The organism is Pseudoalteromonas sp. SANK 73390, assembly GCF_054966645.1.
The window spans coordinates 55,702-81,257 of the sequence record NZ_ARPN01000188.1 but is presented as its reverse complement, the minus strand read 5'-3'; the positions used below and the strand labels follow the sequence as shown (position 1 = coordinate 81,257).

The following is a 25,556-nucleotide window of genomic DNA, read 5'->3' as shown; positions in this document are numbered from 1 at the left end:
TTATATGCAACACATATATGATGTGAGTTCGAGTCTCACCCTATCGCCACCTTTCATACAAGCCCCCAATTTCACCTTGCTCAATTGCTGAGCTTTCAACTTTAAATACATTGATAACCGTATCTAACTGCGCGCCTTTATCTTCAAACCTTACAACCACTTTTATGGATTGTACGCCTTGATTGACGATGTATAGCACCTCGTTGCGTGCAGGCTCCCAAAGCACTTGTGCAGCGCTGGTGTTTATCCATGCACTTAAGCTGGCGTACTCGTTAATAGCAAGTGCTTGGCCGCTGGCTTGGTGTTTTTCACTGTGTGCATGGGCGAGTGCGCGCTCAGATAAAATAAGCGTTCGAACTGCATCAATGCCTTTATCTACAAGCTTTTGGTTTATCTCGTCATCAAGAAAGCTCACCACGGTTTTATGCTGTGGCCGTGGGCCAAATTCCCTAAGCCCTTGTTTGTCTTTAGCAAACTTTGCGGCTTGATAGCGCTCGATACGCTCAATGCTTTTACGGGTCCATAATTCAAAGGCTTTGGCTCGTTCATCGCTGTTGTTGAGTGCTTGAATAGTCTCAGCACGTAGCTGTACATCTTCAACTTTGCCGAGCTTTTGGGCCACGGCCATGTCTGTACCAAACGCTGATTGCCCCGGTGAATAAGCCCAGCCAATGTCTGGGGACATTACATCGCCACTGGGCAATTTTAATCGTGCATGGGGCACGGTTTTAACCTCGCCAGACTCACGGCTAACAATTTCAGCATCGAATTGTTGTACATAGTTTTCACCGTTTTCAACCGTTATGCCACGGGCTTTTACTTGTGCCGCTGTGAGCGCGCGAACGCGGCAACGACAGCCCCAGCCATTGGGTGGGAATATAGTTAGCCAAACAGGGTCGTCAAACCGAAATACCTTGCCATTTAATAGTCTGTGCTCTGGCCTTGTTTGCCCATCATCTATGGCAATGTACTGCCAGTAAGGGTGGGTTTTAGCGCGAGCGAGTAAGCGGCGGTAGCGCCCAGCCATATAAGCCGTTTGCATATTAGTACGGTAAATGGTGTTTAAGCGATACGGGCTGCCCAGTTGAATGGTATCGCCTTGCTCGTTTTTAACCTTGCCCCACCAACCGTGCTTTTGCAGCTCTGGGGTTAGGCCGTCATTAAACTGCTTTGCTGTTAAGCCCTCGGATAGGGCTTTGTCGGTGTATTTGCGTATGGTTTCGAGTACGTCCATGCGTTGCACTCGCGCAACGGTAAACGCCTTGCTGTGGGCAACGGTTAGCATATCGTGCCATTCATTGCTAATGGCGTAACCCTTAGCTCTAAAATAGGAGACTGCATCAACAGGGGCGCGCTCAAAAGCGGCACTAATATGGGCGCTATTCATTGATTGTGCCCCATAGTTCACTGACAAAGAACAAGCGGGTAAGCAGCTCGGTTAAAGCATCTTGGTCAAGCGTTGGGTAAAGCTCGGCAAGCTCAATTGCAGCTAAATCGCTGCTTTGGTTGAGCTTGTTTAGCAGCGGTTGCAGCGTGGCTTTATATTCGTCGCGCATGTCACCATTTGTAATGGCGTTTAATGCTTCATCTAGCGCGTTTTGATTATCACGGTTTTTGTATTCGGTGTTAAGCGCGGCAATGGCGGTATTAAGCGCGGCTGGGTTCTGTTGCTCATCATTGGTGAGCGAAAGTATTGCTTCGCCATCTTTGGCTTCAGGAATATTTAAGCGCTCATGTACCCAGCTCTGTGGCACTTTTAATCCAGTAGTTACTAAGTCTTTAAGTGGTGGTGCAAAGTCACGCATTTCATCACTGGTAGAGGTGTCAAACTCAAAACGGGGTAAGCGGCGGTTGCCGTTGTAACTTTTACCGTTGAGTGCGTACAGGGGTAAAATCAGGTCACGACTTATGGTTTGTTCAAGTTGGTGTAAGTCGCTTAGCGTAATGTCTTCTTTCACCTCTTGATGTACGTTACCAAGGGCATTGGTGCTGGTTTTGCCATCAGCTTGGCTAGTGAGTGTGCCGCCTAAGATCACTTTTGATTGCGTAAGCTCACACCAACGGATCATACTCTCGAATGGGTCGGCCTGACCATTCGCTGCACTTTGAAAATCAATCTCCATGCCTCTGGGAATAATCCCCCCGGCATTATGGCCAATGGCCATCACAGCTCTAAGTAACGTGGCCTTTTCTTCATCGCTGGCACCGCTTGGGTATTTACCCACGCGAACGGGCAAGCCGTAAATTTCTAAAAATTCGGCAAGGTCGCGCACACTGTAGTTTTTAAACAAAAACGGCCATGCCAAGACAGACAGTAAGCCCGTTCTATGCACATAACCCGACTTTGATTTATGAATATGTAACGCCCAGCCAAAGGGGTTTAAAGCTTCACCCTCATGGCTTTGGTCATTTAAAACAATGCGATTAAAGTTATCTGGATGGGTTTTAAATATGTTTTGGTCACGATAGGTATAGCCCGTAACTATTTGCTGTTTTTCAACATAGTCCCATTTCAGTTCGTTGGCACTAAACCCCTTGAGCATTGCATCGGTTAGATCAAACAAAAAGTCATAAAACCATGTGGCATCGTCTAACAGGTCGGCCAACATATCCGCATCACGTTGTTCATCTTTAGAGGCGTTACGCGGTGGCTTTATATTCCATTCAAAACCTAATATGGCGCGGCGGCGCTTGCCGAGTTCACAACTAATATGGCCGTCCTTGTCTTCAACATCCTTTGCTAAATCAGCCATGGCAGCCAAGCTGCCCTCTTCAGCCTCACGCAGTAGGCTTGCTAATTTAGCAGGCGTAAGCCCTTGTGTCGGGTGCTCAGCGAACTGCTTAAGTAGCATAGCTACTTGGCTGTTTTCTTCGGTCTGTGTTTGGTTTAGCTTTTCAGCGCGTAGTGGGTTGCCGTATATGTCTACTAGCATGGTTTTACTCTTAAAATGGGTTTAATGGATACAACGTACACATCAAGTGTCATTGCATACGCTTCAGCGGCTTTGCGGTTTTTGGCTTCGATATCTACATATTCGTCATATGCGGTAAAAATGTATTGGTAGTGAATACGAAAGCGCATTACCAACACCCCCCGCCTTGATAGGCCCCTAAATCGCTGTAGTTAAAATCAGAGTTGTTTTTAGCATCGTGTTTATTGGGAAGTGGGGTAAATTCAATGGCGCTGCCATCCATCCAAGCGGCGCGTACAGCCATTGCTAAGCCTACGGCAAAGTCGCCGTGACGTTGGCGACCATCAGAGCCTTTATCAGAGCCCTTATCTATTTTTGGGGTGCCATTGCGGACAGAGATCTTTTGTAAGTCACCTAAAATATCTTGGTGTTTAGGTACTTGAATGTTTTGGTCTTCAAACTCAGCCTTAAGCTTGGGCATCCACTCCCTATACCACGGATCGTTTAGCATGACTTGCTCGACCATTTCGGTGCCAAAGTGTAAAGCTGCGGCTTCTGCTAAGTACCCACCGTTACCCGTGGCATCAAAGGCCATACCTTGCAAACGGGGTAAGCGTGTGGCGATATGCAACATAATATGACGCTGCATATCATAGGTGAGGTTAGTTAGCTCAACCACAAAGGGCACACGCTTTGATAAGTCTTTGCCTATCTCTAGCGGCACAAATACGGTTAAATCGCCACGGCGGGCAAAGTCTTCCCCAAGGCTATGATTTAGCGTTGGGTTTAATTGCTTAAGCAGTGGATCGATATACTCTTTTAACCATGCGTCAATCTCGGTTTTGCGGTATTCATCGGTCCAGCTCATAAAGTCGCTGGGCGCTTCATACTGAACAATGGGGATGCCTTTGGTCATAGCCGCTTCAATTAATACGCGGGGTATATACGCGCCGCCGCCTTTTTTAGGTTCGCAAAAGTATTCTTCGCGAGCATCTTCTTCGCTTGCAGTGTCGTTTATAAGGTCATCAATCCATTTGCTCTGGGCTTCAACGGTCCATTGTTTACGTTGCCTTTGGCATATACGCTGGTACAAGCCCTCACGGCAAGCATCTTCTATAGTGATGGTGTGAACCGAATAGCGTTTTCTGCCTGCGCGGCTGTCTTGAATAAGCTCATTAAACTGATTGTCGATACCATTGTGCGTACTAATAAGCCTCACTTTTGCGCCCCACATAGTCAGTGCTAAGGCGGCTTTGAGTACTTCGGCTAAGCGCTCATGAAATGCCGCCTCATCAATGGTTACATTGCCTTGCATACCGCGCAGATTAGCGGGGTTAGAACTCAACGCTTGAATTTTAAAGCCGCTGGCAAAGTGAATAACAAACGTTAAAATCTCTTTGCCTTCTTGCCCATCATCAATGAATATTTCTTCATGAATATCACCCGCCGCTTTATTAAACGCCTTGGCCCACATGGCAGCGGCTTCAATAAATTCGCGGGCCATCTCTTTGTTCGAGCCTACGTAAAAGTGATTGGTGCCAAACGCATCTTTGTTTTTGCTGGCCTCTAATACCGCGTCAGCCGCTTCGGCCCATGTAATGCCTGTTCGGCGGCTTTTTTCTGCAACCTTTAGAGGCGATTGGTCAGCAATCCAACGTTTTTGATAGCCTAGTAGTAGTTCGCTGGGGTCAAATGGAATATAGGTAGGTAAGCCAAAACGTTGTTCAATTTTGTCGCATTTTTCAACCGTTTTTTGATACTCGGATAACGCAATCTCGGCAACAACTTCTTGTTGCTGAACCTTCGCTTGTGTTTTCTTATCTACCTTTGCAGCCATTACACAATGCCTAAAATCTGGTTTTTGATTTGTTGGGCACCTTCTGCGGTTAACCCTGCTTGAATTGCGCTTTCTTCCGCCTTAGCAGCGGCTTCTTCTGCAAACGCCTTACGTATGTCTTTCTCACGTTTATGTACGTGCATGGCGGTGGTTTCAAGGCGCTGAATACTGAGCATCACCTCTTTGATCATACCCACGTCTATCTCGGCGTTTTCGTCTGGGTTCATCAGTTGCTTTTGCATCGCTTTAAACAACTGAGTGCGGCCCATTTCAAGCACAAGCTTTGATGTTTCACCCATAGGTTTATCACCCAGTTCAGCAACGAGCGCAGAGGTAGCTGCGCGGGTTTCTCTTAGCTGGTTTGCTATGGCTTCGTGTTTTTGAGCATGGCGGGAAAGGCCAGAACGACTGATAGTTGCCTCTTCATCAAGCCCCGCATCAAGAACCAATTTATTAATTTCATCTAAAATATCTGCTTGTGAATTGCCTGAATCTCGTAGCATTTCATCAAGCATCTTTTTGATGTTGTCGGGCAACATGTCAATTTTACTGGGCTTAGAGCGCCGTACCTTGTCTGTCATTACAAACCTCTCGGCGCTGGGCGTTTTATGCCGGGTACTATGCTTTTACCTTCGGCCACATCAATGCCGTTTTGTGTAATGCGGGCAACCCATGTGTTGTCCGTCAGCCTATCGAGCGTTACATAGCTATTTTGCTCTAACCAATTGAGCTGGGTTTTTAGCTGGTCGCGGCTGCATCCAAGCGCATAACGGGCCAGTACATCGGCAAGCATACTGGTGTTAGCGCCATAATCTGCGGAGTCTTTAAGTGCGATCAATATTGTGATCCGTTGGTGTTCTGCTTGTACTTCATGCATCGCCATTGCGCGTACCTCTGAGTTCGTTTTCCATTAATAGGGAAGTTGTGTTTTGCAAGGTGGCTAACTGAGATGAGAGCGCATCTATTTTGCCTCCTACATCAACTAGTCGTTTGTCTAGGTCATGCATATCATCTGCACTGGGTAGGTCATTAACGGTTTGCTCAACATTGCTGACACGTAGCTCTAATGCATCATGTGCTTTTCTACTCACAAAGGTTGCCCGTAGCCATGCAATGGCCCCAGCGCTAACAATGACTACGCCAATGGCTAGCATTTGTTTCCACCATTCCAATATAAATTCCATCACGGCTTCCTATAGTGCCTTGCTGCACGCTCTAATAGCTCTTGGCAATCAACGCAGTATTTGCAGCTATGTATTGCGTCTCGCCGTGCTTTTGGGATTTCAACTTCGCATTCTAGACAATGCATAAAATCCACATCTTGCCCCACAAAATGGGCCTTGTTTTTGTTGAGCGCGCGCTCTAAATCTTGTTCAGCAATGCGCTGTGCATCGTCAACGATGTCCATTAGATTTACCTTTTACTTTGTCTACAACTTGACCCACAGCGGGGATGGCTTTTTCAACTGAGCGGCCAATAACATAGCCACCTAGTCCGAGTTTTAATAAATCCCATGCCTGCTCGCTTAAGCGATACTCAAGCCAGCCTAAGCAATCAGCAGTAATTAAAATTAAAAATGTGAGCATGGTGATTGGCCGCCAATTGCGCTGTAGCCAACTATGGCCTTGCGCTTCTGCGGTAATAATTTGGGTTTGAGCCGCTAATAATGCTTGCTGACTTTGTAGCAACTTACTGTTGTAGCTGTTTTCGATTTGTATCAGCTCGTTGTTTAATTTTTGGCGCTCTTCATCTGATGTATGTAAGTCGTCAATTAAGCCGCCAACAGTAGAGCCAAGGTTGAGCCAGTTAATAGCCATGACTTACCCCAAAGCGTTTTGCAACGCGTTTGCTTGTATATTGAAACGTGCGCACAGCATCAACACGTAAGCGTATGTCAATTTCTAAAACCGAATGCCAGCCTTCATTGAACATGCTTTGGTAGGTGCCATCATGGCTGTGTAGCGGCACGTTATTAACATCAAACGGTTGCTCGTTTAAACGTGCTTGTACTTCCGCTTCAAGGCGCTTAATTCGGCCTTGTTCGCGCGACCACTCCCAATTCTTACCCATGACTTACTCCCGCAATTGCGCGCTCAGTAATGTGCTCTATGCGGTTGTACCAGCCGTTTAAATTAGGGGTTTGGGTTGTGTCATTCGCACAAATACGGGCGTATTTACGGGCGCGCTTTAGGCTCAAGCCAACACATAGCTGCATTGGCAAAACACCATGGCAGGCTTTTAACGTAAGCGGGCCAAAGCGGCCATCAGGCTTAGCGCCAACATATCGCTGTACCAACATGGTCATACTCGACACACCGTGTTGTACTGCGCCATCAAGTAGCATTAAAGCAACACCCATATTTAGCTCGCTGCATTGCATGGGCCGCCAGTAATCGCGGTGATACAGGCGTACAGCCTGTGCAAGCGATAGGTTTGCAATATCAAGGTGCGGGTAGGCTCGCTGACTAATACCAAATTTAGTGAGTTCGCCACGGTCACTGGCTACATCATTTAAACCGCCGTCAGCATTTAAGCCGCCCTCTAAGTACAGAATTGGTAAAATGGCATCAGCAAATTGCAGCGAGTAAGTAGCAAGCGCGGTTTTAATCGCTGGCTTTTGTTTAAAGTAATTTAGATTGGGTAGTGTCATACGGCACCCGTAGCATTTGGTTTGCTATAGAGTGCCTAAATCGTGATGGGATGAATTTTAAACTGGGTTAATAAATGCAGAGGGCTAGTTAATATATCTCTGGACCGTGCTCAGGCCAGTACCATTGTGGTTTAAAAAGCATTTAACTAAGCTAGTACCATCGTAAGCGCCAAAGCTGTTTTTAGCTTTTACTTCAAGTGTCATAATTTGTCTTGCTCCACTTTTATCGTGCACCCAGCTTTTCCAATGTGAAACAACTTTAACCGAATCAGGGTCTTTCCACGGGTGGACATTTTTAATGTAGTCATGGCAAGAATTTAAAACGGCTTTATCGCTAGGTCTTGAACTGGCTGAGTTACTTCTAATTTTAACCTGTTCAGCTGCCCGTGAGCATGGTGTATCGCTATAGGTAGTTACTCCATCGATAGAGCATTTGTAAACTTCTAACCCATAAGAAGAAAAACTTATAAGCGTGATAAAAGTAGCAAGTATACATTTCATATTATTTCCTTATTTGAAAGCCTTTAGTAAGCATAAGCACTAATAAACCTAAACGTAGAAATGTTAATACAAAGTGTACCTTAAGCCGAGTGATTATAGCGAATTTACATAAGTAATTTAAGAAATCGAGGCAGCAGGTCTATATAAATCAGGGTGTAGAATGAATTTTTTCATAAAAACCTTGACCAAACACTATACTAAATATTTGGTATAGTGTTATAGTTTGGTTAATGGATTAGTAACCAATCTAGCAACAGGATGTTGTATCAACTTCCTTCTGCTGAGTTTGTAACTATCACAAATTTGATATTTGAGACGTTCAAATGAAAAAGCAACTACGTAATACCCTGCCTAAAAAAGCCATCAGCCATGTTTTTGGCGGTTCAAGTAGTGGTGGTGACGTTGGTGGCCCGCCAGTTCAGTTGCTGGGGAGTGGTGGGAGCGACGGCGGTGGCACTCTAACGTTTGCTTCGGGTGATGGGGTTTGGCCAACTACAAGAAGGGATGGTGGTGGTACAGGGCCATTTGCTGTTTATTAATCTAGTTTAAAAAGTACGACTTAGTATTAGTGTTATTCTATGCTCTCTTTTTGGAATGGAGTTGTAAAAGTGAACATAAGAAAGTTAGATGATAAACGCATAGAACATAGGATATTACATCTAGTTTATGGTGCCTCAGCAAGTGGTGGCGGTGGTGGCGGTGGGCCACCTCAAGTTCAACGAGCTGTGTTTATACAAGAGACACCAGAGCTAAAAAGTAAGGGTACTGGTGGATGACTGGCATAGTAAACTTTGCCGATATAAGCGTTATTACTAGTAAAGTAATAGCGCTTATTGCTCTGTTATTTTTTTCAAAAAATAGTGCATTGCAAATGTTCGTAGGGAGGCCAACCAGTGATAAGCGCGAGCAGTTGGAATATTCTTTATTCTATTTGGTTCTTACTTCTTCACTGTTTCATGCGTTTGGTTGGCACGCTGATAAAGTGATCATTAATGCGGGTCTAGATGTTATGAGTACTCGTATGCTGTACTACTTCTTTTTTGCATTTTATGAGTTCTTAGCAATTTTAGTTATTTTTCAAGTCCATAAGTGGAAATGTTGTCGGTTTTCTAAAGTAACTAGAGCAATATGCTACATGGGTGTTGTGTCTATAGCCTGTCAAATGATTAGGTATATAGATCATGTAATGTTTAATTCTGAGCTGTTGAGAGAAGCTTACAGTTTTACAATAGTTAGTTTGAATGTTTTATCAGCTTGTGCTTTAAGTCTGTACCCCGTTATGAGGTTGAAAGACTACATTCCAACTAGGAGGAGAGCGGAGTGAGTTTTATATTTGTACTTTCTATATTCTTATTTTTGTTAATGAGTATTTCATTTGTTATTTGCATGAACCAGAATTTACATTTGGCTACTCACGCTGGAATCAAGGTTGTTCATGCTAATGACAATGTAACGAGTATTGCTAGTTTTGCACAAAGATCAGCACTTCAAGAAAGCGCTAACCTACTTCTAAAGTCGCAAATACTTGAGCTTTTAATGGAGGACGCCAGTGACGATGAAGTGCAACTTTATAGTATTGAATTCATCTATGAACGAAGAAAGCTATTAAGACAACTTGAGCGATTAAATATTTTAAATATGGCTGAAGAAAAAGAAAAATTACTGAAAAAAATGAAACCACACTAAGAGCTTTCAGCTTTTGAAAGCTCTTCATGCAACAAATCTGTTTTCAATTCACCGGAAAGCTCAGCTTCAGCCAAGATCTTAACACTCTTTAAAATAAGTGTAAGGTTCTTTATGGCGTCTAGGCTACCAATATTATCTAGCTTCTTCTGTACTTTCTTAGCCTGATATACTGCCAAAATAGCATCTTCAGCCGCACATACCGCTACCTCTACCGCACGTTGGATACTTAATTCATTATCAACTATGCGTAAATCTTGTCTATTGCCAGTAACAATGAAAAGTATATCAAAACCAAGCGTGTTTAATTCCGCTAATTTATCTGATGGTACAGGGCTACCTTGCTCCCACCTTACATAGGTTGCTTTTCCTACTCCAATTTTTAACGCAACTTCGGCTTGAGTAAGTCCTAGCCTTTCTCGCTCTTGCTTTAGAAAAGTTATCATATGTGATAATTACCAATTGACAGTTATCAAATATGATAACTATACTGTACTCGAACTTTAACCAAACCCTTTTGTTTACCGTTCGCCAAAACATCACAAAAGGGTTCATTCAAAAAAGGTAGATTACTATGAAACCTCACGAAATTAAAGCAGCCATTACAGAGGAGGGTTATTCCTTGTCAATGATAGCTGAAGCGCTAGGCGTTAATTTAGCGTCTGTATCTGGCGTTGTTTGCGGCCATACGCAATCACGCCGTATTGCTAATGCAATTTGTAAAATCATCAAAAAGCCTATTGAGGTGGTGTTTCCTGACACCAAGGGCTATCACACCCCACTGGTATTAAAAGGTGATGACCGCAAGCATGGCGTTGCGATGCTACAACAACTTTTGGCCTCGTAAGGGCTGAGTAACCAACTAATCATCATTTGAGTTACAGAACTTACAGGAGCCAAACAATGGACAACATCTGCTTTTGCGTAGCACAACGCAATCAATGCAAACAAAGCCGCGTTTTGTTGTTTGTACAGTCTATCAACTACAACCCTACGCTCAATGTGAGAGTAGCAGCCCAGCTCAGTGAGCAATTGGCGCAGTTCAAATGCGTTTGTTTGAACATGTGTAACAGTATTAGGTTTATCGTCAATACACAGCCACTCAAGGCAATTATTAAACTGGTAACTAACATAGTTGGTTTGCATGGTTTGATCCCCCGTTTTCAAGATGATCAAATTCTAGCCAGTGCGATCAGCGTTTGTGAAGTTCCAAAAAAAGTTTGTTTTTGGAATGAGGTTTTTGCACCTCAACGCTTGCAAAATGGAGGTTGCCATGACTAAGCCAAAACGCCGTCAATGGGCACGTATTGTCACCCGTAGCTTGCCGGAGTCACTACAAATATGTAAAGAGCATGCACAAGCAACTCGTAACATGAGTGTGGCACGTATTGCAGACCGCACCGGGGTTAGCTCAGACTCACTCTATAAATACTTAGGCAATGGTGATATGCCAGCCAGCCTACTTATCCCTTTTATGGCGGCTACAGGCAAAGAATACCCATTGCAATATATGGCACACAGTTTAGACAAACTACTGATTGATATGCCAAAAGGTAAAAAGCCATCTATGCCTACGCTCAACCACCTAAACCAATTTGCTAATCAAGTAATTGGTATGGTGATGCAGCTTGAGGAAGGCGGTGGTAATGCCCAGCATGTGGCCGACCAACTTTTATTACTTATGCAAGATTTAGCTTATCACAAGCTCGAAGCTGAAAAGCTCGACGACCCTCAACAACCCCTTATTTAGGAGCTAATAGCATGACTATCAAAGACCAAGTTACGTCTAAAAAACACCCAAAAGGCTCTAAATGGCTAAATAAGCAGGGTAATAGAACAATTCATTTAATGAGTATGGAACAGCTAAAAGCATTGGCAAATCAAGGAGACAGATCATGAGTTTACTAACTAGCCCCATTAAATTTGAGCATATCACTAGAGCGTACGGTTTTGTACAAGTGCAATGCCAATGTTGCCAAGTTATTGAGCGCGCAACGCGCCTTGATACCCACCCAACAAGCTGGCTACACGCGGCAAACCATATTGGTTGGCGGCATGTGGCAAGTGAAGCGTTTGATATAGATGTGGTATGCCCAGATTGCGTGAGCCTGTTTAACAACCCAAGGCAAAAGCCGTATAAGCCAACGATGAGGAAAGCGGTATGAACTTATCAACATACAGATGGGCATATGTACATATTGAAGATAACAAACTGTCTGTTTGGGTATGCCCAGATAGCGCTGGCTTTGATAAAAGCGGCAATTGGGACAGCGATGTAATGGAACAAAACTCATTGTATTTAACTGCACCCGCAACACGCGTTGGTTGGACTGAACTACAGGCCAAGTTGCGCCATTGGTTTAGTCCTCTAACCGTGGAGTGTGGACAATGAATACTCAATACACCAGCGACCAAATACAGCGGCTTTTAAGGTTGGTTGAACTAATGGCAGGCCATGAGATTGAGGGGGTTGAACCCAATCAGTTGGCGAATGAGCTACAAACCAGTAAAGCCGATGTAACTAGGTTATTGGCAAACCTTGGGCAAGCTGGTTGGGCCGAGCGTTTGCCTGCGAATAACAAGCGCTGGCGGCTGCATAAAAAGCCTGTACAGCTTAGCAATACCGTTGATCACAATATGAAAACGGTACTACGCAATTTACAAATTGAACACAACAACTACGGCGTATTGAGTTAGTTATGACAAACGAAATTACACCACAAGCCGAAAAGGCCATAGTAGAAGGCAAAGACATACTTGCATCTAAGCAAGATGCACTTTTGCAACTTGGGCAAATTCAGGCGTTTAGTTTTATTGGAAAACTCGTAACTGTTACGGAATTGAAGTTAGTACAACAAATCAAGGAAACCAAGAGTTATAAGGGGTTGACCTACGTTAATGACTCGGGACAAGTCGTAACAGTTACGACTTGGGAGGAATGTTGCGAGCACATTATGAAGACTAACTGCCAAAACCTCGACAACAGACTTCGTAATTTACAGACATTCGGTGATGAGTTCTTTGAAGCTGCTCAGCAAATGAAATTGGGTTATCGAGACTTACGTGCTTTGCGTCAGTTACCAGAAGAAGAGCAACAACTCGTTATAGAGTCTGAAGCCGTTGAAACAGGTGATAAAGAAGCGGTTAAGGAGTTAATAGACGAGCTAAAAGCCAAACACGCCAAAGAGTCTGAGAAGTTAAAAACTGAACTTAATGCGACTGAAACACAGCTAAAAGCAAGCCGTGAGCAATCCAATAAAACCGCGATTGAGCTGCAAAACGTGCGAGAGCAATTAGAGGTTAAAAAGTTCTCTGTAGATAAATGGCAAGGTGATACCAAGCAGTTTTTTGAGGCGCTAACATCAATCCATAAGCAAGTACGTGAAGGGTTTAACCAGCTAACTTTATTGGGTGAACAATTAGAGACCCTCACTCATTTGGACGAAAAAACCTATGAAGCAGCTCGCTCAGCATTGTATGCCGATAGCAAGGCGATGATGAGCCAACTAGCCCATGTTTGGAATGAGCTATATAGAAGCTACGGCCATTTAGACGATGCAAAACCCTCTGGTGAGTGGTTAGAAGAGTTTGGTTTTGAAGGGATGGAGGTGATCGAATGACCTCACTATCTTTAGACTATTGGGGCGAGCAACTAAGCAACGCCAAGCACGGGCAAAAAGGCAGCATACTAAAACAAGCTTGCGACACACTAGGGCTGAGCAAAGATGCGCTGTACCGCCGCTTAAAGGCCAATGGCTGGACAAGTGGCAAAGCAAAGCGTGTTGATGCTGGCACAACTTCAATGGATGAAGAAGCCATAAATATGATGGTGGCTATTTTAAACCAAGGGGTTCGTGATAATGGTAAGCGGATCATGGACATTACCACGGCCAAATCTATATTAGTGGTTAATGGTTATAAGTGCCTGAGTACAAGCCAGATCAGCCGTGTACTAAGTACGCGTAATGCGGCTGTGAGCGCGTTGGATAGGGCCACACCTCATATACAAATGCGTAGCCTAGCCCCAAACCACGTACATCAAGTAGACCCAAGCTACTGCTTGCTTTATTACCCACCGGGCAGAAAAGGCAAAATTCAGCGTTATGCAAATGACTCTGAGTTTTATGCTAATAAACCTGAAAATATAGAACGCATAAAACACTTGAGAGTTTGGCGCTATGTGTTGATTGACCACAACAGTGGTGCGTTACGCGTAAAGTACTATGAGTCTGCGGGTGAAACTCAGGCCATTATGTTCGACTTTTTAATGTGGTGTTGGCAGCAACATGAAGGCTCGCCTTTTATGGGGGTGCCTCAAGTTTTGCTGTGGGATAAAGGCAGTGCCAATACAGCAAAAGCAATCACAAATGTTTTAACTGCATTAAAAGTTAAAAATATCCCTCACGAAGCTGGTAATCCAAGGGCTAAAGGCGCGGTTGAAGTAGCCAACAACATTGTTGAAAAGCAGTTTGAAAGCCGCATTTTATTTGAGCCAGTAAGTAGCGTTGAAGAGTTAAATCAATCAGTTTGGGCATGGCAAGAGGCGTTTAATGCCGACAAAGTGCCGGGTATGAACTGCAAGCACAACCGCCATAAAAAGCCACGCTTTGATGTGTGGCTTAATATTTATAAGCCTGAAAACCGTGATTACTTGCGCATGTTACCTGATGAGCAAGTATGTAGGTTGTTGCTGACTAAAACTAACGAGACTAGAAAGGTTTTAGGTGACTTAACGGTTAGCTATGCTCACCCCCGTACTAAAACGAAGTTGGTCTATGACCTGACAGAGTTGCAGCACATACGCAACGGGATAAACGTTACTGTAAGCCCTATTATTGTTGGTGATTCACCAGATTTGCTTGTTGGAATAACAACGCCACTTGATGAAATTGTTTATCACCAAGTACAGCCCATTCATTTTGATGAAAGCGGCTTTAGGGTCGATGCTCCTATTATTGGTGATGCCCATGAACGCCATGCTGACACCTCAGCTCAAATAGCCGCCAAAGAGGCAGACCGCCTTGCTTTTCCTGACATGGGTGACGATGAAATTAAGAAAGCGAAAAAGCAAAAAGCCGCACCATTTGAGGGCCGTTTGGTTGCACATTCGCATCTTAAAAACGTTGAGCATGAAACTAGGATCACCCCGAAAGGCGAAACAATTACCCCTGATAGCCCAATTGCAAAGCAGTTAAGCCAAGAATCTAAGCGAAAAGGTAAGGTTCTGGACTCAATTGACTTGCGCATGATGGTTGCCCAACGCTTAGGCCGACCATTACGAGTCAATGAGATTGATTGGTTGGCAGGTCAAGAAGTTGTAGAAACGGAAGTAAACAACGTTGTAGAGCAGTTGCATATGGGTGTAGCAGACACTCCAGTGCTAAAAATAGCGAGATAGCAGTTTGAAGATAACAAAGCTTAGCCATGTTTTAGATGTACTGGGAGTTAAGCAAGCCCATGTAGTAAAGGCGCTAAAGGCTAAAGGGCTGACCTTTAGCACGGCAAGTTTAAGCCGCATAAGCACTCATGCTGAGTGGCCTAAAACTTGTGATACCAACGCTGTTAAAGCAGTGATAACCGAGTACTTAGAAGGTGTTGGCGCATCAGAACAGCAATTAACAGATTTATTTTGCTGGTACGAGCCAAACCAAAAAGTACACCAAGAAGTAGATTATGAAGAGCCGGAGCCTGAAATGTTAACCGCCAATGCAAAGAAGTTTTTTAAGTTACGCCGCGACCCATTTGAAAATGAAATTGCGTGTGAAGACGATGTATTTTTAATTGAGTCGCACCGCATTATTTTAGAAGACATGCTCAGTGCTGCCAACGCTGGCAGCATGATAGCGCTGTATGGTGAATGTGGCAGTGGTAAAACTATTGTACGCCGTGCGTTTATCCACCAAGTACAACAAGACCATCCAGACGTAATACTAATACAACCTGCAAGATTAGACCGCCGCAAGATCACGGCTGAGTCTATATCAACTGCAATATGTAGAGCGCTACAAATTAAACATCGCCCCAGTGCAGAAGAGCGAGACGCAGCAATTGAAGAGGCATTAATAGAAAGTGCCAATAATGGGCACCTTCATTTAATGGTGATAGATGAAGCACATGATCTCAACTCAGATGTTATTAAGTTGCTTAAGCGAATTTGGGAGCTAACTCACGGGTTCCGCCGAGTAATGGGCATTGTATTAATTGGTCAAAATGAGCTGCAAAAAAAGCTAAGTGGTCAACATGTGCGTGAGTTTACGTGGCGCTGTAACCAAATAAAAATGCAGCCACTTGGTATGCAAGTACCTGCGTATATAAGACATAAGTTTAGCCGTGTTGGCATTGATGCTGACAAGATATTTACTGAAGACGCTATGAGTGCAATTAAGGGCAAGTGCTATGCCCGGATAAAGCATGGTATTGCGCTTGATGACGTAGATTTAGACCGTTCTTACCCCTTGAGCATCAATTCATGGCTTGCAAAAGCCATGAATATGGCTGCGCAAATAGGTGAAAAGCAAATTACTGAAAAATTAGTACAGAGGGTTTAAGCCATGGATCAAGTTCAAGTACAACTAACGGGCATGGCCCAAGTAAAAGTAAGCAAAACGGTGACTGTTTCTCTAGAACACGCCAAAACGTTACTGGCTGATGATGGCGCAATGCAAACGTTGCTAGCAAAAGCAGTAAATGCACCAGTTAAAACATGGGATAACGTTTTTGGTCAACGTGAAACGGTTGTGATCAAAGAGCCAAAAGGTTTGCGCTGTTTAACAAATGGCTGTGGCTGGGTTGGCGAAAGCGTAACGGTTTGCCCTAAGTGTCAGGGTGAAAAATTTCATAAGTTTCAAGAGGTAAGCCGCCGTGGATAAACGAATTTTAAGAAAAATTAAGCAATGTTTAGCTTTAGCTAAGTCAGCGACGAACGAAAACGAAGCGGCAGCAGCTATGCGAACAGCCCAAGCGCTCATGAATAAGCACCGTATTAGTGCTGAAGACATAGGTATGAGCAATATTGATGAGCAACGTTTTGCATTTGGTGTAAATCGCATCGTGAATTATCAAGCTGGTTTGCTCAATTTAATACAACGGGCGTTTGGCGTTGAAGTTGTTATAACGCGCAATTTTGTGAGTAGTGATGTTCGGTTTATTGGTGTTACGCCACAGCCTGAGTTAGCAGGTTACTGCTGGGAAGTATTGTTTTCAAAACTAAAAGTTGAACGCAGCAATTACGTTAAAAAGCAGCCTAAACAGTGTAAGAGAGCAACTAAAGTGGCAAGGGGTGACAAGTTTGCGCTGGGTTGGATTTATGGTGTTAGCCAGCAAGTTAAAGATTTTGCGCTGACTGAAACCGAATTAGCATTAGTTGAAACATACAAAGCAAAACATTACCCAGATTTGACCACAACGAAAGCAATGCAAAGAGGTAAAAAAGCGAATACAGGTAGCGCTGTAAGCGATGGCATGAGAGCTGGTAAAAAGCATTCAATCAACCGACCAATTAATGGCGAACCTCAACAAAAACTCATAGCGCAGTAAGGTGACATCATGGAACAAGAATTTTTAATTAATAGAAGCGGTTATAAAGTCCCAGCTAACAAAGTAAGCGACAACGATAAGGCACAAAATACGTTGGTGCTAGAGCTAGTTCAACGTGCTAAGCAGTTAAGCGCTGAGCATGAAGATTTTAAACGCGGTGTGTACTCGCAAGTAAACGATTTTATTGCTGATATGGCTCACAGTTACAACGTTGAGATAGGCGGAACTAAAGGTAACATTACTCTGACATCGTTCGACGGTAAAAGCCGCGTGAAAGTAGGCGTTGCTGATGACATAAGTTTTGGCCCTGAAATTTTAATAGCTAAAGAGCTGTTTTTAGGTGTGGTAAATGGGTTGCTGAATAAGCTAGACGATGAAGCGCAGCTAATAAAAGACATAGTAATGAACGCGTTTGAGACTGACAAAGAGGGCCAATATAGCAAAACTAAAATTATGGAGTTGCGTAGTAAATACCGATACAGCCATAAATCAGACGATTGGGCAGCAGGAATGGAAGCAATAGATGACGCATTTATTTTTGGTTCTACAAAAACATACGTGCGGTTTCATGAACGTAACGAGCTGGGCGCGTGGATTCAAATCCCCCTAGTTAGCAAATCTTTATAGGTGGCGGTTATGTACTTATCAAAATCACGTTACATTCAACTAATACACGTTGGCAAAGGCCAGTTAGGCTGGGATGAAGAGTTATATCGTCAGGTTCTTAAACAGTTGACCAAAAAAGACAGTTGCAGAGCCATGAATTTAGCCGAGTTAAAGCTCGTACTCGATCATATGAAAAGCAAGGGGTTTAAGGTCATTGCTAAAAAGCGCAGTGGCAAAAACTCACCAATTACGCGCGACAAAGAAGATAAAACCCAGCTCGACAAACTGCGACAACTTTGGATTGCGATGAAGTATCGCGGCTATATAAAGGAAGGGTCAGAACAAGCATTGCTGAACTGGTCCAAAAATCAGGCAAAGCGTTTGAATAAGAATGTGGCAATAGAGCGCTTGGAATGGCTACAGCCAAAAATGCTCAATGCACTAATTGAACAACTCAAAAGCTGGTATGTACGGGTAATGGCAAAAGACATGGCTGAACTTGCACCTGATTTAAAAGCGCTACCTTTATATAAGGAAGAACAAGTGGCAGCACAGCGATATGTGTATGACTATAGCGGCAAGTTTCAACGTTGTAATGTCGAACAGCTAGAGACGGCTTTGAACTTTACTGGCCAAATGTTGGGTAAATATAGCGAGGTGAGTAATGTCTAATTTAGATCATGTGGAATTGGGCAAAGCGTCTGAACGTGCAGAAGGTATGCTATTTACAATTTTAGAGCTGGTAGCCGAAGGAACTAAGGAAGCACTGGGTGAAGATGGTGCAACTAAACTGGGTTTAGATGTTATAGACACTGTTCGTACAACGTTTGGCGGTGAGTATGTTTATGTATGTAAAGGCCGCAAATTAGATGCAATGCTAAAGAGTAATCAAATGTGGGCTGAGTTTAGAGGCAATAACCACCGTGAACTTGCCAAAAAATTTGGCTGCTCTGTTCAGTGGGTTTATACGGTGGTCAGAACCAAGAACATGATCCTATATGGTGACGCACAACGGGATTTATTTGATGGACATAATAATGAAGGGCCAGCGACATGCTAATAAAGGAAGAACAAGAGCAAATAGCGCTACAATATATAGCTGGTTTTTTAAATTCATATGGCTGCAATTCGCTTGATGATGTTGACGGCGCTTTGCAACACTTGATAGATACCGCCAAAGTTACCCAATCTCAATACCGAAACGGCACAGCAGAAAAAGCCACATCTATTAACTAACCAAAAAAAGCGGCGCAAATTTTAAAGCGCCGCTGATTACATAATATTGAACGTAGTTTTAAATGTTGTCTCACTCAGTCCCGCACATTCTCGGATATTCCCAGAGTTATTGCACAATCCTATAGTTAGTTTTTGTACATTAGATCAATTTCACCTTGCGCAAATGGAATGTAAGCGCTACGCGCTTTGTCATTAGACATTTGCACTATATTCACCTTGCGCAAAGGAAACGCACTCACTGCGTTCGCTATCGTTAACCCTTTGCACGATAAGTCCCTCTGCGATTGTTAAAATAACTCATTTCACCTTGCGCAAATGAAACGTACTCACTACGTTCGCTATCGTTAACCCTTAGTGCTTTAGTGTGGCTTTACCATGTGCCTCTTGAATAGAACGGAACATCGCTAGGGCTTAATTAAGAGAAAGCTCGATTTGAATAGAGTTGGGCTTTTTTGTTGCGAAAAGATTACTTCCCTCTTTGAATCAGCTCTTTTATCTAATAGTTAATTATTATTTCATATCTCATATATAGACTATTAGGATCAAAAAGTGCTATTAAACGTACTTGTTGTCTTTTTATATGATCCTTCTATGCGAGTGACCCTTCCTATTGCTGAACTTAAGCCTGGTATGTTTGTAGACAGTGTTCACAAACAAAGAGCTGATACGGGTTTGAAAATCAAATCTCGGGGCATGGTTCGAGATCATAACATCATTAGCAAGTTATCAGCAGAAGGAGTATTAGAACTTAATATTGACTTTGGTTTGAGTGAAATAGCGATACCAGAAAAGTATCAAGCTAAGGAGTCAAAAGATAGTGAAAGGCCAGATACACTAAAGTTAGATGCTCGAACAAAACGAAGAAGAGCTGCACAGGCTGAGCAAAAATCGACAAAAGTTACTAAAAAAAAGAAAAAGAGCGCAACAGAGCCCAATACATTAGAAAAGGAATTTGAGCTTGCCAGCCAAGTTTTTGAGCAGCATAACCGAAAGGTGCAGGCTTTATACACGGATACAACCGCAGGCTTAAAAACAGATGTGGGTTTAATTAACGAAATCAGCAAAGAGATTGTTGAATCAGTGCTGCGTAATAGCAACGCAATGGCAATTTTAACACGTTTACAGGATAAAGATGGGTATAACTGGCGACATATGATTAATTGCGCCATTTTAGTTAGTGTATTCGCAAAATATCTAGGTTTATCTGAAGAGTTGATCAAGCAGCTTGCTATGGGGGCAATGTTACATGATGTAGGCCATGCACGTTTACCACAAGGTATAGTTAATAAGGATGATAAGCTTAACGATATAGAATACAAAGCGGTTCAAAAGCATGTCGTTCATTCTCTTGGATTAGTTAAAGGTGAGCAAGGCGTTACTCCAATGATGATGGATATGATAATCAACCATCATGAAAGAATTGACGGAAGCGGTTACCCTAGAGGTTTAAAAGGACTAAAAATTAGTAAAGCAGCAAGAATTATGGCGATTGTTGATGTATATGATGCAATGACGTCTGAGCGCCCCTATCAGCAAGGAGAAGAGCCTATACACGCTTTGCGCTATTTGCTGACGAATAAAGAACAGTTTGACCCAGTACTAGTGCAGCGCTTTATAAAATGCCTCGGTGTGCATCCAGTAGGGTCTATTGTTAAACTGACTAATGACAGGCTAGCTTTGGTATTAGCAGGTAATCAACATGCACCTACGGAGCCGAATGTGAGGGTGTTTTATAATACAAAACACATGCACCACATTACCGCCAAAGAACTTGATTTGAGTGAAACTGATCTTGATATCAAAGTAGTGGCAAGTATTCGTCCATTAGATTATCAAATTAATTTGTCTCGTTTGTTAAAAGAACATTTGTTGATTTAACAGTAATACACCGTTGTTGCTTATGTAATTTAGCAGATAATGTCGCGCCAGCTAAGCATGAAGTTGTTAACAGTAACCAAAGCAATGTGCCTAAATTAGCGTGTAGTGCAAAACAGCAAAAAGTTAATGATATAAGTGATGTAAAAATACATCCTAACCAATAGACACTAATCGGGTTATCGCATTGCCCAGCGTTGTGACATGCGCAATAAGTCGCTTTGCACCAGCAGTAGACGCTGGTCCCAGAAAATAGTAGAGCACTTAATACCAGCAGCAACATATTCCTTATTATCCAAGTAACTTCAGTCATACTTAGTCTAAATAACTTATGCTTTATCGTCAATGCTAATGAGAATTGATTTCATTAAGTTGTGTTTATAATCATATCACCAGTGTGACTTTTGTTCTTTGATGTAAAATTGTTCGTTTGATTAGGTTGTTAACTCTAAATTGAAGCTTTTTAATTCTGTTTTATGTAGTGTAGGCGTTTTCAAAAAGTGTGAATGTACACATGGGATTAAGAAATGTCTGTATTTAAAAAAACACTAGTGGCATCAAGCTTGATGTTAGTTTCTTCACACGCATTTGCTGCTGCATTTCAATTGGCTGAGCAAAGTGTGTCGGGTCTTGGGCGTGCCTATGCAGGTGAAGCATCAGTAGCTGATGACGCATCGGTGGTCGCGCGTAACCCTGCTCTAATGAGTCAGTTTGAGAGTGCCCAATTGAGTGTAGCGGCAATGTTTGTCGAACCTGATGTAAGCTTAAAAGGCACAACCACCAATAATGGTGTTGATGTAAGCGCGTTAGATGATAGTAGTATTGCACCAAGTGCTGTGGTGCCCGCAGCTTATTATACTCGACCGATGGGACAGGGTTGGTATTTTGGCGTGGGTGTATACTCTCAGTTTGGTTTAGCGACTGAGTTTGCCTCAGACTATGCCTCGGGCCAAATAGCTGGTGAAACTGAGATTGTAACTGTCAATACTAATGTCAGTGTTGCATATCAAATATCAGAAGAGTTTACTATTGCCCTTGGTATAAGCCACGTTTATGCTGATGCCAAAATTATTCGTAACTTTGGTCAATCGCCATTGCCAATTCCGGCACAAACAGAGGCTGTTCATCTTGAGGGTGACGACCAAGGTCATGGTTGGAATCTTGGTCTAAGTTATCAATTAGATAAAGGCAACCGTCTTGGGTTTAATTATCGTAGTGAGACAGATATCACCTTTGAAGGGGAGTTTGCTAATCAGTTACCTACTGGTGCGCCATTTTATGGCACTGCAAATGAAAGACTACCAGGAAGTGTCGCGATAACTTTACCTGCTATTGCTGAGTTTTCTGGGAGTCATCAGGTTAATGAGCAAAGTGCTTTGCATTTTAGCTTGCTATGGACTCAGTGGAGCAGCTTTAAAACGCTTGCTGCTAAGGTGGATGGACGTGGCACAGTATTTAGTAAAGATGAAAACTTCTCAAACTCTATGCGTTACGCGATTGGGGCAGATCATCAATATAGTGATGAGTTAAAACTGCGTTTTGGCATAGCTTATGACAAATCTCCAGCAGATCCATATCATATGTCTATTTCAATTCCAGATACTGACCGCATGTGGTATTCACTCGGTGCTGAGTATCAGGTGTCGAAACATAGTTCATTAGATGCAGGCGTGAGCTTTTTACGAGGTAAAACGCAGAACTTTGTTGAAGCTGACAACCTTAGGCAAGTATGGGGCTTTGAGTCAAACGGCCATGCTACTGTATTAGGCGTGCAGTATAATTTAGGCTTTTAATGTAGTACAAAGAGAAGGGCAGTTTAACTGCCCGATATTTAGCGGTTTCTCAAAGCCTATTTATAGGCTTTGTATTTTAGCTTTTTGTTCAAGCAGTTTAGTTCTAGCATCAGAGAACTCTGCAAGCTTCTCTTTTTCTTTTGCTAATACAGCTTCAGGTGCATTATTGACGAATTTGTCGTTTGCTAGCTTTTTCTCTACTTGAGCCAAGCCTTTTTCGGCTTTTTCAAGCTGTTTAGCGATACGTGCTAATTCAGCTTCAACATCAATGAGACCTGCCATGGGGATCAATATCTCAAGATTACCGACAAATGATGTTGCACAGGCTGGCGCGTCATCAATACTTTCTAAAACAGTAAAACTTTCTAGCTTAGCAAGTGCACTTAAAAAAGCTTTATTCTGCTCTAAACGACGCAAGTCTTGCTCACCTGCTTTAGCCAGTAATACATTTAGTGGTTTATTAGGACTAATGTCCATTTCACCGCGAATATTACGAATTGCTAAAATAAACTGTTTTACCCATTCCAGATCAGCCATTGCAGTTTCATCTACTTGGCTTTGATCAAATTCAGGATAGCTTTGTAACATGATGGTCGTTGTATCAATGCCTGCAAGTGGTGCAACGCGTTGCCAAATAGTCTCTGTAATATATGGCGTAAGAGGATGCATTAAGCGTAATAAACCCTCAAGTACTGTTATCAAAGTATGACGAGTGCCACGTTGTTGCGTTTCGTTACCTTTGAATAAGATTGGTTTAGTCAGCTCCAAGTACCAGTCACAGAATTGATTCCATGTGAACTCATAAATTGTATTGGCTGCAAGGTCAAAGCGGAAATTATCTAAATGTTCGGAAAATGTTTTTACTGTGCTTTGAAATTGCCCTAAGATCCAGCGATCGGCCAGTGAATGAACCATTTCACCACCATTGAAACCACAATCTTGCTCTTCTGTGTTCATCAACACATAGCGGCTGGCGTTCCACAGTTTGTTACAGAAATTACGATAACCTTCGAGGCGGTTCATATCCCAGTTTATATCACGACCTGTAGACGCCATTGCTGCAAGGGTAAAACGTAATGCGTCTGTGCCGTGAGGTTCAATGCCTTCAGCAAAGGTCTTACGTGTATTCTTTTCAATTTTTTTAGCCAGTTGTGGCTGCATCAAATTGCCAGTGCGCTTTGTTACTAGGCTTTCTAAGTCAATGCCATCAATCATGTCCAGAGGATCGAGTACATTACCTTTTGATTTTGACATCTTATCGCCATTTTCATCACGAATAAGGCCTGTTACATAAACCGTTTTAAATGGTACTTGTGGTTTACCATTTTCATCTTTTATGAAGTGCATGGTCATCATGATCATGCGGGCAACCCAGAAGAAAATAATGTCAAAACCGGTCACTAACGTATCTGATGGGTGGAATACTTTTAAGTCATTCGTATTTTGTGGCCAACCTTGTGTTGAAAAAGTCCACAATGCAGATGAGAACCAAGTATCTAATACATCTTCATCTTGGTTGAGTACGATATCGTCTGCAATATTGTTCTCACGGCGTACTTCAGCTTCATCGCGCCCTACATAAACATTGCCTTCTGCATCATACCATGCAGGGATACGGTGCCCCCACCACAGTTGACGAGAGATACACCAATCTTGTACATCATTCATCCATGAGAAATACATATTCTCATATTGTTTTGGTACAAACTGAATGTCGCCATTTTTAACTGCATCTTTAGCAGGCTCTGCAAGAGGCGCTACACGCACATACCATTGATCAGTTAAAAGTGGCTCAATGACAACACCAGAACGATCGCCATAAGGAACGGTTAGGCTGTGATCGTCAATTTTTTCGAGTAAGCCTGCGCTGTCAAACTCTTCAACAACGAGCTTACGCGCATCAAAACGGTCTAAACCGTGAAAGCGTTCAGGCAGCGGAGCATCAAGTTCAAGCGGTTTGCCATCGAACGAGTAACTTTCACCTACTGTTAGAATAGCTGCATCTTTATTAAATACATTGATCATTGGTAGCGCATGGCGTTTACCAACTTCATTATCGTTAAAGTCGTGAGCCGGTGTGATTTTTACACACCCAGTGCCTTTTTCCATATCAGCATGCTCATCTGCAACAATAGGAATTCGACGGTTAACGATTGGCAATAAAATCTCTTTGCCAATTAAATCTTGGTAGCGTTCATCTTCAGGGTTAACAGCAACACCGGTATCGCCAAGCATGGTTTCAGGACGAGTTGTTGCAACAACAATATAGTTTTTACCATCTTGTGTTTTTACGCCATCTGCCAGCGGATAGCGCAAGTTCCACATGTGGCCTTGTTTGTCTTTGTTTTCAACTTCCAAATCAGAAATAGCAGTGTGTAGTTTTGGATCCCAGTTTACTAGACGCTTACCTCGGTAAATAAGGTTTTCTTTGTGTAAACGAACGAACACTTCTTTTACTGCTTCAGAAAGGCCTTCATCCATGGTAAAACGTTCACGATCCCAATCAACTGAAGCGCCTAAACGGCGAAGCTGTTTAGTAATGGTGCCGCCAGATTGCTCTTTCCACTGCCAAATTTTGTCAATGAATGCATCACGACCTAAGTCATGACGTGTTTTACCTTCTTCAGCAGCTAACTTACGCTCTACTACCATTTGTGTTGCAATACCTGCGTGGTCAGTACCCACTTGCCATAAAGTATTATTGCCTTGCATCCGTTTATAACGGGTTAAGGTATCCATGATGGTGTCTTGGAAAGCATGCCCCATGTGTAAGCTACCAGTGACATTAGGTGGGGGGATCATAATTGAATACGCATCGCCTGTACCTGATGGCTTAAAATAGCCATTTTCTTCCCAGTCTTGGTATAAAGACTGTTCTATATCTTGTGGATTATAGGTTTTATCCATTTCACAGAACCTTAATAAAT

Annotated in this window: 35 protein-coding genes; 21 read left to right on the top strand and 14 right to left on the bottom strand. The window is 42.9% G+C overall.

Annotated features, from left to right (window positions below; genetic code table 11):
• Nucleotides 1-40: 40 nt before the first annotated feature.
• From SANK73390_RS20875 to SANK73390_RS20820, 12 genes are all read right to left on the bottom strand, one after another.
• Nucleotides 41-1,387, bottom strand: coding sequence for a phage head morphogenesis protein (locus SANK73390_RS20875; RefSeq protein ID WP_462768242.1), 1,347 nt, complete (start codon nucleotides 1,385-1,387; stop codon nucleotides 41-43).
• On the bottom strand, nucleotides 1,380-2,933 hold the full coding sequence (locus tag SANK73390_RS20870; protein WP_462768241.1) for a DUF935 domain-containing protein: 1,554 nt from the start codon (nucleotides 2,931-2,933) through the stop codon (nucleotides 1,380-1,382). Before SANK73390_RS20870 ends, SANK73390_RS20875 begins: the two co-directional genes overlap by 8 nt.
• Nucleotides 2,927-3,082, bottom strand: a complete 156-nt coding sequence (locus SANK73390_RS20865; protein ID WP_462768240.1) for a hypothetical protein — start codon at nucleotides 3,080-3,082, stop codon at nucleotides 2,927-2,929. Before SANK73390_RS20865 ends, SANK73390_RS20870 begins: the two co-directional genes overlap by 7 nt.
• Nucleotides 3,082-4,749 carry a terminase large subunit domain-containing protein gene (locus tag SANK73390_RS20860; protein WP_462768239.1) on the bottom strand — a complete coding sequence of 556 codons (1,668 nt, stop codon included), beginning with the start codon at nucleotides 4,747-4,749 and terminating at the stop codon, nucleotides 3,082-3,084. The genes SANK73390_RS20865 and SANK73390_RS20860 overlap by 1 nt, the downstream gene beginning before the upstream one ends.
• Entirely contained in the window at nucleotides 4,749-5,330 is a 582-nt protein-coding gene (locus SANK73390_RS20855; protein WP_462768238.1) for a DUF3486 family protein, read from the bottom strand. The genes SANK73390_RS20860 and SANK73390_RS20855 overlap by 1 nt, the downstream gene beginning before the upstream one ends.
• The gene (locus tag SANK73390_RS20850; protein WP_462768237.1) at nucleotides 5,330-5,632 is read right to left on the bottom strand and encodes a VpaChn25_0724 family phage protein; all 303 of its coding nucleotides are present in this window, start codon (nucleotides 5,630-5,632) and stop codon (nucleotides 5,330-5,332) included. The genes SANK73390_RS20855 and SANK73390_RS20850 overlap by 1 nt, the downstream gene beginning before the upstream one ends.
• Nucleotides 5,619-5,933, bottom strand: coding sequence for a DUF2730 family protein (locus SANK73390_RS20845; protein ID WP_462768236.1), 315 nt, complete (start codon nucleotides 5,931-5,933; stop codon nucleotides 5,619-5,621). Before SANK73390_RS20845 ends, SANK73390_RS20850 begins: the two co-directional genes overlap by 14 nt.
• On the bottom strand, nucleotides 5,933-6,157 hold the full coding sequence (locus tag SANK73390_RS20840; RefSeq protein WP_462768235.1) for a TraR/DksA C4-type zinc finger protein: 225 nt from the start codon (nucleotides 6,155-6,157) through the stop codon (nucleotides 5,933-5,935). The genes SANK73390_RS20845 and SANK73390_RS20840 overlap by 1 nt, the downstream gene beginning before the upstream one ends.
• Nucleotides 6,144-6,566 carry a 3TM-type holin gene (locus SANK73390_RS20835; RefSeq protein ID WP_462768234.1) on the bottom strand — a complete coding sequence of 141 codons (423 nt, stop codon included), beginning with the start codon at nucleotides 6,564-6,566 and terminating at the stop codon, nucleotides 6,144-6,146. Before SANK73390_RS20835 ends, SANK73390_RS20840 begins: the two co-directional genes overlap by 14 nt.
• Nucleotides 6,556-6,819 (bottom strand): hypothetical protein, encoded by a 264-nt coding sequence (locus tag SANK73390_RS20830; RefSeq protein ID WP_190367137.1) that lies wholly within the window; start codon nucleotides 6,817-6,819, stop codon nucleotides 6,556-6,558. Before SANK73390_RS20830 ends, SANK73390_RS20835 begins: the two co-directional genes overlap by 11 nt.
• Nucleotides 6,812-7,399 carry a glycosyl hydrolase 108 family protein gene (locus tag SANK73390_RS20825; RefSeq protein WP_462768233.1) on the bottom strand — a complete coding sequence of 196 codons (588 nt, stop codon included), beginning with the start codon at nucleotides 7,397-7,399 and terminating at the stop codon, nucleotides 6,812-6,814. The genes SANK73390_RS20830 and SANK73390_RS20825 overlap by 8 nt, the downstream gene beginning before the upstream one ends.
• 84 nt (nucleotides 7,400-7,483) lie before the next feature.
• Complete coding sequence (locus SANK73390_RS20820) at nucleotides 7,484-7,900, bottom strand: DUF4124 domain-containing protein (RefSeq protein WP_462768232.1); 417 nt, start codon at nucleotides 7,898-7,900, stop codon at nucleotides 7,484-7,486.
• 323 nt (nucleotides 7,901-8,223) lie between these two features.
• Here SANK73390_RS20820 and SANK73390_RS20815 point away from each other — a divergent pair, with 323 nt between their 5' ends.
• The 3 genes from SANK73390_RS20815 (at nucleotide 8,224) to SANK73390_RS20805 (ending at nucleotide 9,586) form a co-directional block, all read left to right on the top strand.
• The gene (locus SANK73390_RS20815; RefSeq protein WP_462768231.1) at nucleotides 8,224-8,439 is read left to right on the top strand and encodes a hypothetical protein; all 216 of its coding nucleotides are present in this window, start codon (nucleotides 8,224-8,226) and stop codon (nucleotides 8,437-8,439) included.
• A 69-nt stretch (nucleotides 8,440-8,508) separates the two neighbouring features.
• A complete protein-coding gene (locus SANK73390_RS20810; protein WP_462768230.1) occupies nucleotides 8,509-8,676 on the top strand; it encodes a hypothetical protein in 168 nt (55 codons plus the stop codon).
• A 544-nt stretch (nucleotides 8,677-9,220) separates the two neighbouring features.
• Nucleotides 9,221-9,586: a hypothetical protein gene (locus SANK73390_RS20805; RefSeq protein ID WP_462768229.1), complete on the top strand. Its 366-nt coding sequence runs from the start codon at nucleotides 9,221-9,223 to the stop codon at nucleotides 9,584-9,586.
• On the opposite strand, the gene SANK73390_RS20800 is transcribed toward SANK73390_RS20805, so the two are convergent.
• The gene (locus SANK73390_RS20800) at nucleotides 9,583-10,029 is read right to left on the bottom strand and encodes a helix-turn-helix transcriptional regulator (RefSeq protein ID WP_462768228.1); all 447 of its coding nucleotides are present in this window, start codon (nucleotides 10,027-10,029) and stop codon (nucleotides 9,583-9,585) included. The two genes, SANK73390_RS20805 and SANK73390_RS20800, sit on opposite strands and share 4 nt — an antisense overlap.
• A 128-nt stretch (nucleotides 10,030-10,157) precedes the next feature.
• Here SANK73390_RS20800 and SANK73390_RS20795 point away from each other — a divergent pair, with 128 nt between their 5' ends.
• The 18 genes from SANK73390_RS20795 to SANK73390_RS20710 all read left to right on the top strand — a co-directional run bounded on the left by SANK73390_RS20795 (nucleotide 10,158) and on the right by SANK73390_RS20710 (nucleotide 22,629).
• Entirely contained in the window at nucleotides 10,158-10,430 is a 273-nt protein-coding gene (locus SANK73390_RS20795) for a helix-turn-helix domain-containing protein (protein ID WP_462768227.1), read from the top strand.
• 56 nt (nucleotides 10,431-10,486) lie between these two features.
• The gene (locus tag SANK73390_RS20790) at nucleotides 10,487-10,864 is read left to right on the top strand and encodes a hypothetical protein (protein WP_462768226.1); all 378 of its coding nucleotides are present in this window, start codon (nucleotides 10,487-10,489) and stop codon (nucleotides 10,862-10,864) included.
• Nucleotides 10,857-11,333, top strand: coding sequence for a hypothetical protein (locus tag SANK73390_RS20785; protein WP_462768225.1), 477 nt, complete (start codon nucleotides 10,857-10,859; stop codon nucleotides 11,331-11,333). Before SANK73390_RS20790 ends, SANK73390_RS20785 begins: the two co-directional genes overlap by 8 nt.
• 11 nt (nucleotides 11,334-11,344) lie before the next feature.
• Nucleotides 11,345-11,482, top strand: coding sequence for a hypothetical protein (locus tag SANK73390_RS20780; RefSeq protein WP_462768224.1), 138 nt, complete (start codon nucleotides 11,345-11,347; stop codon nucleotides 11,480-11,482).
• On the top strand, nucleotides 11,479-11,748 hold the full coding sequence (locus tag SANK73390_RS20775; protein WP_462768223.1) for a hypothetical protein: 270 nt from the start codon (nucleotides 11,479-11,481) through the stop codon (nucleotides 11,746-11,748). The genes SANK73390_RS20780 and SANK73390_RS20775 overlap by 4 nt, the downstream gene beginning before the upstream one ends.
• The gene (locus SANK73390_RS20770; RefSeq protein ID WP_462768222.1) at nucleotides 11,745-11,975 is read left to right on the top strand and encodes a hypothetical protein; all 231 of its coding nucleotides are present in this window, start codon (nucleotides 11,745-11,747) and stop codon (nucleotides 11,973-11,975) included. Before SANK73390_RS20775 ends, SANK73390_RS20770 begins: the two co-directional genes overlap by 4 nt.
• Nucleotides 11,972-12,280 carry a MarR family transcriptional regulator gene (locus SANK73390_RS20765; protein ID WP_462768221.1) on the top strand — a complete coding sequence of 103 codons (309 nt, stop codon included), beginning with the start codon at nucleotides 11,972-11,974 and terminating at the stop codon, nucleotides 12,278-12,280. Before SANK73390_RS20770 ends, SANK73390_RS20765 begins: the two co-directional genes overlap by 4 nt.
• Nucleotides 12,281-12,282: 2 nt before the next feature.
• Nucleotides 12,283-13,203: a hypothetical protein gene (locus tag SANK73390_RS20760; protein WP_462768220.1), complete on the top strand. Its 921-nt coding sequence runs from the start codon at nucleotides 12,283-12,285 to the stop codon at nucleotides 13,201-13,203.
• Complete coding sequence (locus tag SANK73390_RS20755) at nucleotides 13,200-14,981, top strand: IS21 family transposase (RefSeq protein ID WP_462768219.1); 1,782 nt, start codon at nucleotides 13,200-13,202, stop codon at nucleotides 14,979-14,981. The genes SANK73390_RS20760 and SANK73390_RS20755 overlap by 4 nt, the downstream gene beginning before the upstream one ends.
• Before the next feature lie 4 nt (nucleotides 14,982-14,985).
• Nucleotides 14,986-16,131: an ExeA family protein gene (locus SANK73390_RS20750; RefSeq protein ID WP_462768218.1), complete on the top strand. Its 1,146-nt coding sequence runs from the start codon at nucleotides 14,986-14,988 to the stop codon at nucleotides 16,129-16,131.
• Nucleotides 16,132-16,134: 3 nt separating this feature from the next.
• Nucleotides 16,135-16,452, top strand: coding sequence for a hypothetical protein (locus tag SANK73390_RS20745; RefSeq protein ID WP_462768217.1), 318 nt, complete (start codon nucleotides 16,135-16,137; stop codon nucleotides 16,450-16,452).
• On the top strand, nucleotides 16,445-17,119 hold the full coding sequence (locus SANK73390_RS20740) for a DUF7168 domain-containing protein (RefSeq protein ID WP_190367086.1): 675 nt from the start codon (nucleotides 16,445-16,447) through the stop codon (nucleotides 17,117-17,119). Before SANK73390_RS20745 ends, SANK73390_RS20740 begins: the two co-directional genes overlap by 8 nt.
• A gap of 9 nt (nucleotides 17,120-17,128) precedes the next feature.
• Nucleotides 17,129-17,746 carry a DUF3164 family protein gene (locus SANK73390_RS20735; protein ID WP_190367085.1) on the top strand — a complete coding sequence of 206 codons (618 nt, stop codon included), beginning with the start codon at nucleotides 17,129-17,131 and terminating at the stop codon, nucleotides 17,744-17,746.
• 9 nt (nucleotides 17,747-17,755) lie between these two features.
• Nucleotides 17,756-18,397: a gp16 family protein gene (locus SANK73390_RS20730; protein WP_462768216.1), complete on the top strand. Its 642-nt coding sequence runs from the start codon at nucleotides 17,756-17,758 to the stop codon at nucleotides 18,395-18,397.
• Nucleotides 18,390-18,785 (top strand): Mor transcription activator family protein, encoded by a 396-nt coding sequence (locus tag SANK73390_RS20725; protein ID WP_462768215.1) that lies wholly within the window; start codon nucleotides 18,390-18,392, stop codon nucleotides 18,783-18,785. Before SANK73390_RS20730 ends, SANK73390_RS20725 begins: the two co-directional genes overlap by 8 nt.
• On the top strand, nucleotides 18,779-18,961 hold the full coding sequence (locus SANK73390_RS20720) for a hypothetical protein (RefSeq protein WP_462768214.1): 183 nt from the start codon (nucleotides 18,779-18,781) through the stop codon (nucleotides 18,959-18,961). Before SANK73390_RS20725 ends, SANK73390_RS20720 begins: the two co-directional genes overlap by 7 nt.
• Before the next feature lie 591 nt (nucleotides 18,962-19,552).
• A complete protein-coding gene (locus SANK73390_RS20715; RefSeq protein ID WP_462768263.1) occupies nucleotides 19,553-20,839 on the top strand; it encodes an HD-GYP domain-containing protein in 1,287 nt (428 codons plus the stop codon).
• Between the two features lie 524 nt (nucleotides 20,840-21,363).
• Nucleotides 21,364-22,629: an outer membrane protein transport protein gene (locus SANK73390_RS20710; protein ID WP_462768213.1), complete on the top strand. Its 1,266-nt coding sequence runs from the start codon at nucleotides 21,364-21,366 to the stop codon at nucleotides 22,627-22,629.
• A 60-nt stretch (nucleotides 22,630-22,689) separates the two neighbouring features.
• Here the strand turns inward: SANK73390_RS20710 and SANK73390_RS20705 are convergent, their stop codons facing one another.
• Nucleotides 22,690-25,536 (bottom strand): valine--tRNA ligase, encoded by a 2,847-nt coding sequence (locus SANK73390_RS20705; RefSeq protein ID WP_462768212.1) that lies wholly within the window; start codon nucleotides 25,534-25,536, stop codon nucleotides 22,690-22,692.
• Nucleotides 25,537-25,556 lie beyond the last annotated feature (20 nt).

Excerpts from the sequence above, each read along its gene's own strand:
- SANK73390_RS20875 (WP_462768242.1), bottom strand. The coding sequence starts at position 1,387 with ATGAATAGCGCCCATATTAGTGCCGCTTTTGAGCGCGCCCCTGTTGAT.
- SANK73390_RS20870 (WP_462768241.1), bottom strand. The coding sequence starts at position 2,933 with ATGCTAGTAGACATATACGGCAACCCACTACGCGCTGAAAAGCTAAAC.
- SANK73390_RS20865 (WP_462768240.1), bottom strand. The coding sequence starts at position 3,082 with ATGCGCTTTCGTATTCACTACCAATACATTTTTACCGCATATGACGAA.
- SANK73390_RS20860 (WP_462768239.1), bottom strand. The coding sequence starts at position 4,749 with ATGGCTGCAAAGGTAGATAAGAAAACACAAGCGAAGGTTCAGCAACAA.
- SANK73390_RS20855 (WP_462768238.1), bottom strand. The coding sequence starts at position 5,330 with ATGACAGACAAGGTACGGCGCTCTAAGCCCAGTAAAATTGACATGTTG.
- SANK73390_RS20850 (WP_462768237.1), bottom strand. The coding sequence starts at position 5,632 with ATGGCGATGCATGAAGTACAAGCAGAACACCAACGGATCACAATATTG.
- SANK73390_RS20845 (WP_462768236.1), bottom strand. The coding sequence starts at position 5,933 with ATGGAATTTATATTGGAATGGTGGAAACAAATGCTAGCCATTGGCGTA.
- SANK73390_RS20840 (WP_462768235.1), bottom strand. The coding sequence starts at position 6,157 with ATGGACATCGTTGACGATGCACAGCGCATTGCTGAACAAGATTTAGAG.
- SANK73390_RS20835 (WP_462768234.1), bottom strand. The coding sequence starts at position 6,566 with ATGGCTATTAACTGGCTCAACCTTGGCTCTACTGTTGGCGGCTTAATT.
- SANK73390_RS20830 (WP_190367137.1), bottom strand. The coding sequence starts at position 6,819 with ATGGGTAAGAATTGGGAGTGGTCGCGCGAACAAGGCCGAATTAAGCGC.
- SANK73390_RS20825 (WP_462768233.1), bottom strand. The coding sequence starts at position 7,399 with ATGACACTACCCAATCTAAATTACTTTAAACAAAAGCCAGCGATTAAA.
- SANK73390_RS20820 (WP_462768232.1), bottom strand. The coding sequence starts at position 7,900 with ATGAAATGTATACTTGCTACTTTTATCACGCTTATAAGTTTTTCTTCT.
- SANK73390_RS20815 (WP_462768231.1), top strand. The coding sequence starts at position 8,224 with ATGAAAAAGCAACTACGTAATACCCTGCCTAAAAAAGCCATCAGCCAT.
- SANK73390_RS20800 (WP_462768228.1), bottom strand. The coding sequence starts at position 10,029 with ATGATAACTTTTCTAAAGCAAGAGCGAGAAAGGCTAGGACTTACTCAA.
- SANK73390_RS20795 (WP_462768227.1), top strand. The coding sequence starts at position 10,158 with ATGAAACCTCACGAAATTAAAGCAGCCATTACAGAGGAGGGTTATTCC.
- SANK73390_RS20790 (WP_462768226.1), top strand. The coding sequence starts at position 10,487 with ATGGACAACATCTGCTTTTGCGTAGCACAACGCAATCAATGCAAACAA.
- SANK73390_RS20785 (WP_462768225.1), top strand. The coding sequence starts at position 10,857 with ATGACTAAGCCAAAACGCCGTCAATGGGCACGTATTGTCACCCGTAGC.
- SANK73390_RS20780 (WP_462768224.1), top strand. The coding sequence starts at position 11,345 with ATGACTATCAAAGACCAAGTTACGTCTAAAAAACACCCAAAAGGCTCT.
- SANK73390_RS20775 (WP_462768223.1), top strand. The coding sequence starts at position 11,479 with ATGAGTTTACTAACTAGCCCCATTAAATTTGAGCATATCACTAGAGCG.
- SANK73390_RS20770 (WP_462768222.1), top strand. The coding sequence starts at position 11,745 with ATGAACTTATCAACATACAGATGGGCATATGTACATATTGAAGATAAC.
- SANK73390_RS20765 (WP_462768221.1), top strand. The coding sequence starts at position 11,972 with ATGAATACTCAATACACCAGCGACCAAATACAGCGGCTTTTAAGGTTG.
- SANK73390_RS20760 (WP_462768220.1), top strand. The coding sequence starts at position 12,283 with ATGACAAACGAAATTACACCACAAGCCGAAAAGGCCATAGTAGAAGGC.
- SANK73390_RS20755 (WP_462768219.1), top strand. The coding sequence starts at position 13,200 with ATGACCTCACTATCTTTAGACTATTGGGGCGAGCAACTAAGCAACGCC.
- SANK73390_RS20745 (WP_462768217.1), top strand. The coding sequence starts at position 16,135 with ATGGATCAAGTTCAAGTACAACTAACGGGCATGGCCCAAGTAAAAGTA.
- SANK73390_RS20735 (WP_190367085.1), top strand. The coding sequence starts at position 17,129 with ATGGAACAAGAATTTTTAATTAATAGAAGCGGTTATAAAGTCCCAGCT.
- SANK73390_RS20730 (WP_462768216.1), top strand. The coding sequence starts at position 17,756 with ATGTACTTATCAAAATCACGTTACATTCAACTAATACACGTTGGCAAA.
- SANK73390_RS20725 (WP_462768215.1), top strand. The coding sequence starts at position 18,390 with ATGTCTAATTTAGATCATGTGGAATTGGGCAAAGCGTCTGAACGTGCA.
- SANK73390_RS20720 (WP_462768214.1), top strand. The coding sequence starts at position 18,779 with ATGCTAATAAAGGAAGAACAAGAGCAAATAGCGCTACAATATATAGCT.
- SANK73390_RS20715 (WP_462768263.1), top strand. The coding sequence starts at position 19,553 with ATGCGAGTGACCCTTCCTATTGCTGAACTTAAGCCTGGTATGTTTGTA.
- SANK73390_RS20710 (WP_462768213.1), top strand. The coding sequence starts at position 21,364 with ATGTCTGTATTTAAAAAAACACTAGTGGCATCAAGCTTGATGTTAGTT.
- SANK73390_RS20705 (WP_462768212.1), bottom strand. The coding sequence starts at position 25,536 with ATGGATAAAACCTATAATCCACAAGATATAGAACAGTCTTTATACCAA.